The following is a 7,777-nucleotide window of genomic DNA, read 5'->3' on the forward strand; positions in this document are numbered from 1 at the left end:
AAAGCCTCGGCGCCGCTGTTGGTGAAAAACACGGTGTCGGCAAAGGTCATCTCAACCAACCGCTGGGCCAGATGTTCCTGCGCCGGCGCCTTGTAAAGATTGGACGTGTGCATCAGCGTGGCGGCCTGTTTCTGGATGGCTTCCACCAGATGCGGGTGGCCGTGGCCCAGGCAATTCACCGCAATGCCGCTGGCCATGTCCAGCCATTCGCGGCCCTGTGCGTCATACAGGTAACAGCCTTCGCCGCGCACCGGCGCAACTTCACAGCGGCCATAAACGGGCATGAGCGGGCTGATCGTCATTGCAATTGCTTTCCAGATCGGTGTCTGCATGCGGACGCCGGCAACGCACAAAGGCGGCTCACCACAAGCCGCCTTCACAAACATCCTATAGCGGCTTGGATGTTCCCTCTCAACCCCCGACGATGAGGCCGATGCGGATGCTGCGCCCTGGTTGCGGCAAGCCCAGCTGCGGCAAAATCACGGCGTTGGTGATGTTGTCGATGGCGGCGGTGGCGCTGATCGGCATTCGGCCCAGGCGCAGCACGGGCACGCGGGCGCGCAGGTTGAGTTCGGTGGCCGGCGCGAGGGGGGCAAGGCGGCCATCAGGCGCAAGATCGCGCGCCGGCCCAATCCGGCGCAGTTCGGCGCGCAGATCAAAAGCCCTGACAGCACTTGGGCCCGGCGCCCAATCCAACGCCAGCATCGCCTCGTGCGCCGGGCGCTGCAGCAGGGGCTGGCCGGCGGCGCTGGCATGAAGCGCGGTGCCGGTGAGTTCCAGCGTAAGGCCATCGGCCAGCGGCACCTGCAGCGCGCCGTCAATGCCGATGCTGGTGGCCGGTGCCTGGTTGAAACGCTGGCGCAGGCCGGCACCGTTCACACGCACGATGCGCTGGCCGATGCTGCCATCCACTTGGCTCCAGAACGGGGTGAGGCTGAGGGTGAGACCGCGCGTCTGCCAGACGAATTCTGCATCGGCCAGCCATGCCCGTTCGGGCAGCAGCGCCGAATTGGGCAGGAAGCGTCCCTGCGCCTCTCCGAACAATTCGCGGGGGGAGGCAAAGCGGTTTCGCCGCCCGCCAGACAGGGTGAGGGAGACGCCGGCCGCCGGTTTGATTGCCAGTGCGGCGGAAAATGTGGCGGCTTGCCGCGTCGGTTGCGCCGGCTTGTCGCCGGTGCGCGGATTGGTGGAGCGATCGAGGCCCAGCCCCAGCGTGAGCCGGGCAGCACCCAGCGGAACATCGGCCTCCACCCCGCCAGATGTCAGCGACTGGCGATACAGCTTGGGCGCGGGCTGCGTGCCGGCCGGGATGGTCACATCGGTTTGCCGGTGATCACTGGTCTGCCCCGACAGGCTCCAGCGCAGGGTGACGGGGCCGAGCGGATGACGGAGCGTGAACCGGCCGCCAACTGTGTCGTCGTCGTTGATCTCGCGGCCGCGCAGCATGGTGAAGCTGGCGCCGTGATACGCCTCGATCTTTTGCCCGAACCACTGGCGCCAGGCGACGGCGCGGGCGGTGACGGCGCCGATCGGCAGTTCCAGCGCGATCTGCGCCTGCGTCAAGTTCCAGTCCGGCGTGCGCCAGAAGCGCGCGCTGCCGGGATCGCGATCCGATTCCGGGGCGACACCGCGCCGGGCGTCGATCCGGAGCACACTCACCCGCCAAGTGAGCGTGCCGGCGGCGCCGCCCAGTCCGGCAAACAGGCTGGTCGCAGCCAGATCGCTGTTCAGGCGGCCGCCGCTGGCGGGCTGGTTGAAGGGCAGGGCGCTGCTGCGCGCCACTGGCAGTGCGGCGTGTGCCTGATGCGAGGCTGCAAGCGTGAGCAAGGTGCCGCCAATGGGCACGGCGCCGGCGGCCGACAGGTTCGTCAGGCCATACAGCCCGGCCTGCGCCACACCCACGCTGCCGCGGGTGCGGGTGGTCAGATCGACCACGCCGGCCACGGCATTGGCGCCGTATTCCAGGGCGCCGGCACCTTTGCGCACCGTGAGCCCGCCAATCAACCCGGCTGGCAACAGCCCAATATCGACGCGGCCATCCCACGGAACGCTGAGCGGCGCGCCGTCCAGAAACACCAAAGTTTGGCGTTCGTCGCTGCCACGAATGCGTGCCACGGCTTCACCGCGCGAATTGGTGCGAACCGAGACACCCGGCAAGCCGCGCAGCGCATCAGCGATGCTGCGCGGTTGCCGATCAAGCAGAGCTTCGCCCGACAGGCCGACCACAGGGGTGAACACGCGGCCGGGTAGCGGTGGCGCGGTAACGGTAATCAGGGCTTCGGCGGGCAGACGCGGCTCTGGCGCAGCGGTTCCCAGTGGGAACGACTGCGCCAGCAGCAGCGCCGCAATCGCTGGTGTCACCGTTTCTTGCGCGGGAAGGCCAAGCTGCGGAAATCACCGAAATAACGCCCGCCGACCATGCCCCGGGCCAGCGCGCTCAATTGCCCGCCAGTCGGCACCAGATCCACCGTAACTGCTGCCAGGCTGATCGGCGCGATGCCGGCCAGTTGCAGCCGCGTGTTGAACGCTGCGGCCTTGCCGGACTTGAGGGCGGCAAAGGCGTCTTCGACTTCCTTCAGCTCCCGCTCCAGCGCATCCACCCGCGCGACGGCATAGCCCGGCGGCCGGCCTTCGGTGCTGATGATCTGGCCGTACGCCATGTCCATATTCTCGCGCAGCCGTTCCTCGCCGGTGATGGCGCCGCCCTCGGTGGTCGCAACCACCTGCTTGCGCAGTTCATCGGCCCTGGTGCCCAGATCGAGTGCGGCGGTTTTTGCTGCTGGTGTGGCGGTGGGCGCACTTGCGGCCTGCGCCGCGTCCCGCTTGAGCGCGACCAGCCCAAAGGTGAGTGCGGTCATGCGGCGGAACAGCGTTTTCACCCGCTCGGCGGCGTCATATTGCGCCTTGCGATCATCCGCGCTGAAGGTGGCGCGCGGATCGCTGATCAGCGTCAACGGCGCTTCGGTGACTTCGCCGGCCTTGGTCAGCCGCACCTTGTACGCTCCGGCCATGACGCGCTGGCCCAGGATCGAATTGCCGGCCAGGCTGGCGGCGGGCGGGACCAAAGGCGGCTTGGTGCGCATCGACCACACGACACGGTTGACCCCCTTGCGCTTGGAGGTGGTCAATTCTTCCACCACCTGGCCATCGGGGCCGATGATTTCCATCTTCATGCGGCCGATAACGTGGCGGGCTTTTTGATAATAAGTGATCACCGCGCCGTCGGGCGGATTGTCGCCGACAAAATTGGCATCGCCTTCCGACCAGCCGCCATTGCCCTGAATGCGCTGTTCTACCGGCGCGGAGGCAACGAGGGTGACGTTGGAAGCCACCACTGCGGGCGTCAGGCTGCGCAGCGGCGAGACATCGTCGATCACCCAGATGCCGCGGCCGTGGGTGGCCAGCACCAGATCGTCGCCCTTTTTCGATTGGACGACATCGCGCACCGCCACAGCCGGGAAATTGCCGGGGCGGAATTCTTCCCAGTTGGCGCCGGCGTTGCGGCTGACGAACAGGCCGAATTCGGTGCCGGCAAACAGGATGTTGCGGTCGCTGCGGTCTTCCTTGATCACGTGGGCATAACCGCGAATGCCAGCCGTGGCCGGGCCGGCGATGCGCGTGAACGATTTGCCGCCATCGCGGGTAACAAAGATGTGCGGGGCCATGTCGCCGAACGCGTGGCGATCCACCGCGACATAGGCGACGGCAGCATCGTGCTGGCTGGCTTCGACCCAGCTCACCCAATTGTCCGGGCCCAGTTTCAGCGCCTTGGTGACATTGGTCCACTTGCCGCCGCCGTCGCGGGTCACCTGCACATTGCCGTCGTCGGTGCCCACCCAGATGGTGCCGGCCGCTTGGGGGCTTTCGCTGACCGAATAGATGGTGGTGTGCATTTCGGCGGAACTGTTGTCCACCGTGATGCCGCCGGATTTTTCCTGTTGCTGCTTGGCCGGGTTGTTGGTGGTGAGATCCGGCGAAATCCGTTCCCACGTGTTGCCGTGGTCGCGGGTGCGGTGCAGAAACTGGCTGCCCAGATACAGCACGGTCTTGTCGTGCGGGCTGAGCGCCATCGGCGTATTCCAGTTGAAGCGCAGTTTTTCCTTGTAACCGGCTTTGGGCTGAATGGCCTTTTGTTCCAGAGTCTTGCGGTTGATCCGTCCGATGTTGCCGCCCTGATATTCGGCATAGACGTGATCGGCGCTGGTGGGATCGGGCAGCACCCAGAATCCGTCGCCGCCATACAGATTTTCCCAGCGGTGGTTGCTGATGCCGCCCGGATACTCGCTGTCCCCCACCCAGCTGCTGTTGTCCTGCAGGCCGCCGTATACCTGGTACGGGTCACGATCGTCGATGGCGACGTGATAAAATTGGCTGATCGGCAGGTTGCGCGCGTGTGACCATTTGCTGCCGCCATCGTGGCTGATCCACATGCCGCCATCATCGGCGCCAATCAGATGCTTGGGGTTTTTGGGGTTCACCCACACATCGTGCCAATCGGCGTGGCTGCCGCCAGCGGTGTCGGAAAAGCTTTTGCCGGCATTGTCGGACACGATCACGCGCAGGTTCATCTTGAACAGGCGATCGGCGTTGGTGGGATCCACCACCAGTTTCTGGAAATAGAACGGGCGCCACACCATATTGCGGCTGCTGTCGCGCGCTTCCCAGCTCTTGCCGCCGTCTTCGGAAACATACAGCGCGGTTTTGGCGTGTTCGATCACCGCATAAACGCGGTTCGGCATCGACGGTGCGTGCACCACCTCGATGCGGCCCCACGGGCCCTTCGGCAAGCCCTTGGTGGTGGCGGCGTCCATGGTTTTCCACGTCTTGCCGCCATCTTCGCTGATTGCCATCGCGCTGCCCGACGGCGCATCGGGGCCGTCACCGCCCGAACGGAATGTCCAGCCCTTGCGGCGGAAATCCCACAGCCCGGCGATGATGCGTTCAGGGTTCGACGGATCAAGGCTGACGCCCGAACAGCCGGTTGAAAGATTGGCGCCTTTCAGGATCTGCGCCCACGTCTTGCCGCCGTCGGTCGTCTTGTAAAGGCCGCGATCGGGGCTGTCGCTCCACAGCGCACCGGGGGCGCAGGCATAAACGATGTTGCCGTTGGCGGGGTGCACCACGATCTTGGTGATGCGCTCGGTGCCGGGCAGGCCCATCAACGTCCAGTTGTCGCCGCCATCGGTGGATTTGTAGATGCCATTGCCCACCGAAACGCTGTTGCGTGTCCAGGCCTCGCCGGTGCCCACCCACACGGTTTGCTTGTTGCTGGGATCAAGCGCCACTGCGCCAATCGACTGCACCGGCTGCTTGTCGAATTTGGGCGTGAACGTTGTGCCGCCGTCTTCGGATTTCCAGACACCACCGGATGCGGCGCCCACGAACAGGGTGACCTTGCCGTCTTCTTCCACCCGCGCCGCCAGCGCAGCGATGCGCCCCGACATGGCGGCCGAACCGATGTTGCGGATGCCCAAACCTGAAATGCCGGCACTGGCCGGAACGGCGGTGTCCGCGGCAGCGGCTGGGATGGCAAGAGTGAGGGCCGTTGCGGCCAGCAGGAATGTGCGGATCATGGGACGAAATTCCCTCATTTGCTGGGGCTGGCGAACAGGCTGGCGGGCGCGGCCGGATTGGCGCTCGCCTTGGCGATGATGACGCGCTGGCGCTGGCTGGCGCCCTGCGGGCCAGTTTCGATCGACATCGGGAACATCACGCCGCCCACGGCTTCATAATCGCCCAGTTCGGATTCGCTCACCTGCACGGTGCCGCGCAGTTTGCGGGTTTCGGTAATCTTCACTTCCAGCATGGAATCCGGATCGATCAGATAAACGAACTCATCGCCGTCTTTCTGCGCCACCTTCAGCTTGTAACAATTGGTGCCATCGAAATCCTCACGCCCCAGATAGGTGACGGCGCTGCCATCGCTGGCCGCCGACAGCAGCACGCCGGCAATCGGCGCGGTGTCGGCAAAGCTACGGGCTTCATCGTCGCTCATCGGTTCGGCGTCCTTGCGGCCTTCGAACGGATTGATGCGCCAGCCCGTGCCCTTGCCGTCATACGCCTGCACCAGCGCCAGGCCCTGCAGCGCGGCATCCACCCGCACGCCGCCGCCGGCTCGCACTTCGTTGTAGGTAAGCTCAAAGCCGCCGGGAAACACCAGCCTGCCTTCAAGGCTCACCGATTTCAGCGCCGCCAATGCGGCCCCGCCGCCGCGCGCCGCGAGGTTCTTCGCCACCAGATCGGCCGCGCTCGGTTCGGCGGGCTGAGCCGACGCTTGCGTGTGGAAGCCGCCGGCCAGCAACATTGCCGCCAACGCACAGGATGCGATTCGCATGGGATCCCTCTTGGATAAGGTCATGATACCGTATGGCTGCCGCAGCCTTGGTGTATTGTCAAACCAATACTCTTGTGCACTGCACGCTTGTTGGGCAAATCCAGCACCATGGCTCATGAAGACGTGCTCCGCTGGCTGGCTGCCAACGCCCCCGATGTGCCGGTGATCGTGCCGGGCGCGTCCACCGCCACCGTGGCGCAAGCCGCCGCCGCGCTGGGAGTGGCGCCGGGCCGGATCGCCAAGACGCTGGCGATGCGGGTGAACGGCGCGGTGCTGTTGCTGGTGACGCGCGGCGATGCCCGGCTCGACAACAAGAAGGCGCGCGCGGCATTGGGCGGCAAGCCGCGCATGCTGGATGCCGAAGAAACCCTGGCTGTGACCGGGCACGCGGTCGGCGGCGTCTGCCCGTTCGGGCTGGCAACCGGCGTGCCGGTGTGGATCGACGTGTCGCTGAAACCCTATGCGACGGTATTTCCCGCCGCCGGCTGCCGCGAAAGCTCGCTGGAAATCGCGCCTGATCGCTTGGCCGCACTGGCGGCGCTGGGCTGGGTCGATGCCTGCACATTGCCATCGCCGGTATAGGGCCGCACCAGCGCCGCCACATCCACCCGTGCCTTCAGCCGGGCCGCCAGCAGATACATGCCGGCAATCTTGCGCTGGATGAACAGGATGTCGGGCGGCGGCGCGATGAAATGTTCGCGCTGGGCAATCAGCGTGGACGATTGGTCTTTCAGATTGCCCGCCAGCCCACCGGCGCCGAAATCGAACGGCCCGTCCAGCCGCAGCGGCGCAAACCCGTCGCGCGCCATTGCCAATATCGTCTCGGTCATCGCGGCCGGGGCATTGGGCGGCAAGATACCGATGCCGGCCATCGCCTGCAGCAGCCCGTGGTCATCGCCGGCCAAACCGGATGCCAGCAGCGCCCGGTAGCCGTCGCTTACCACCGTCGATATTTCGCGCGCCGCACCGAAATCGAGCAGCACCAGCTGGCCACTATTGAGATCGTAGCGATAATTGGCAAAATTCGGGTCGGTCTGCATCACCCGCCAATCAAATAATTCGGCCATCAGGATGCGCAGCATGAGGGTCATCAACCGGTCGCGCTCGGCCTGGGGCAGGGCGGCGGTCCGGTCGATGGCGACGCCCTTGACGTGGCTCATCGCCAATATGGTGGGCCGGGACAGATCGGCGGCCAGCCGCGGCACCACCACCTCAGGCCACTCAGCGACGAGCGCGCGGTAACGCGTCAACATCGTGCCTTCGCGGGCGTAATCGGCTTCCTCGTGCAACTGACGCTTGGCTTCGGCCAGCAGCGGATCAATGGCAAAGCCCGCCGGCACCAACCCCGAAAGCTTCACCAGCGTCGCCACATTGTCCACATCGGCATCGATGCTGGCCGCCACGCCGGGATACTGCACCTTGATCGCCAGATCGCGGCCATCC

Annotated in this window: 5 protein-coding genes and 1 pseudogene; 1 reads left to right on the forward strand and 5 read right to left on the reverse strand. The window is 65.6% G+C overall.

The features are described from left to right. The 4 genes from ACESL8_RS11440 to ACESL8_RS11455 form a co-directional block, all read right to left on the reverse strand. Positions 1-302 (reverse strand): aminotransferase class III-fold pyridoxal phosphate-dependent enzyme (locus tag ACESL8_RS11440; protein WP_372918949.1); only part of this gene is annotated, 302 nt, incomplete at its 3' end. A gap of 109 nt (positions 303-411) precedes the next feature. Further along, positions 412-2,361, reverse strand: coding sequence for a TonB-dependent receptor plug domain-containing protein (locus ACESL8_RS11445; protein ID WP_372918951.1), 1,950 nt, complete (start codon positions 2,359-2,361; stop codon positions 412-414). Next, on the reverse strand, positions 2,358-5,573 hold the full coding sequence (locus ACESL8_RS11450; protein ID WP_372918953.1) for a sialidase: 3,216 nt from the start codon (positions 5,571-5,573) through the stop codon (positions 2,358-2,360). The genes ACESL8_RS11445 and ACESL8_RS11450 overlap by 4 nt, the downstream gene beginning before the upstream one ends. Before the next feature lie 14 nt (positions 5,574-5,587). Further along, positions 5,588-6,334 (reverse strand): hypothetical protein, encoded by a 747-nt coding sequence (locus tag ACESL8_RS11455; protein WP_372918955.1) that lies wholly within the window; start codon positions 6,332-6,334, stop codon positions 5,588-5,590. A 108-nt stretch (positions 6,335-6,442) separates the two neighbouring features. Here ACESL8_RS11455 and ACESL8_RS11460 point away from each other — a divergent pair, with 108 nt between their 5' ends. Next, positions 6,443-6,916 (forward strand): YbaK/EbsC family protein, encoded by a 474-nt coding sequence (locus tag ACESL8_RS11460; protein WP_372918957.1) that lies wholly within the window; start codon positions 6,443-6,445, stop codon positions 6,914-6,916. 353 nt (positions 6,917-7,269) lie between these two features. Here ACESL8_RS11460 and ACESL8_RS11465 read toward each other — a convergent pair. Beyond that, positions 7,270-7,752 (reverse strand): annotated as a pseudogene (locus tag ACESL8_RS11465) (AarF/UbiB family protein); the annotation flags it as partial. Between the last annotated feature and the right edge of the window lie 25 nt (positions 7,753-7,777).

This window comes from Sandarakinorhabdus sp., from assembly GCF_041689835.1.
Classification (GTDB): Bacteria; Pseudomonadota; Alphaproteobacteria; order Sphingomonadales; family Sphingomonadaceae; genus Sandarakinorhabdus.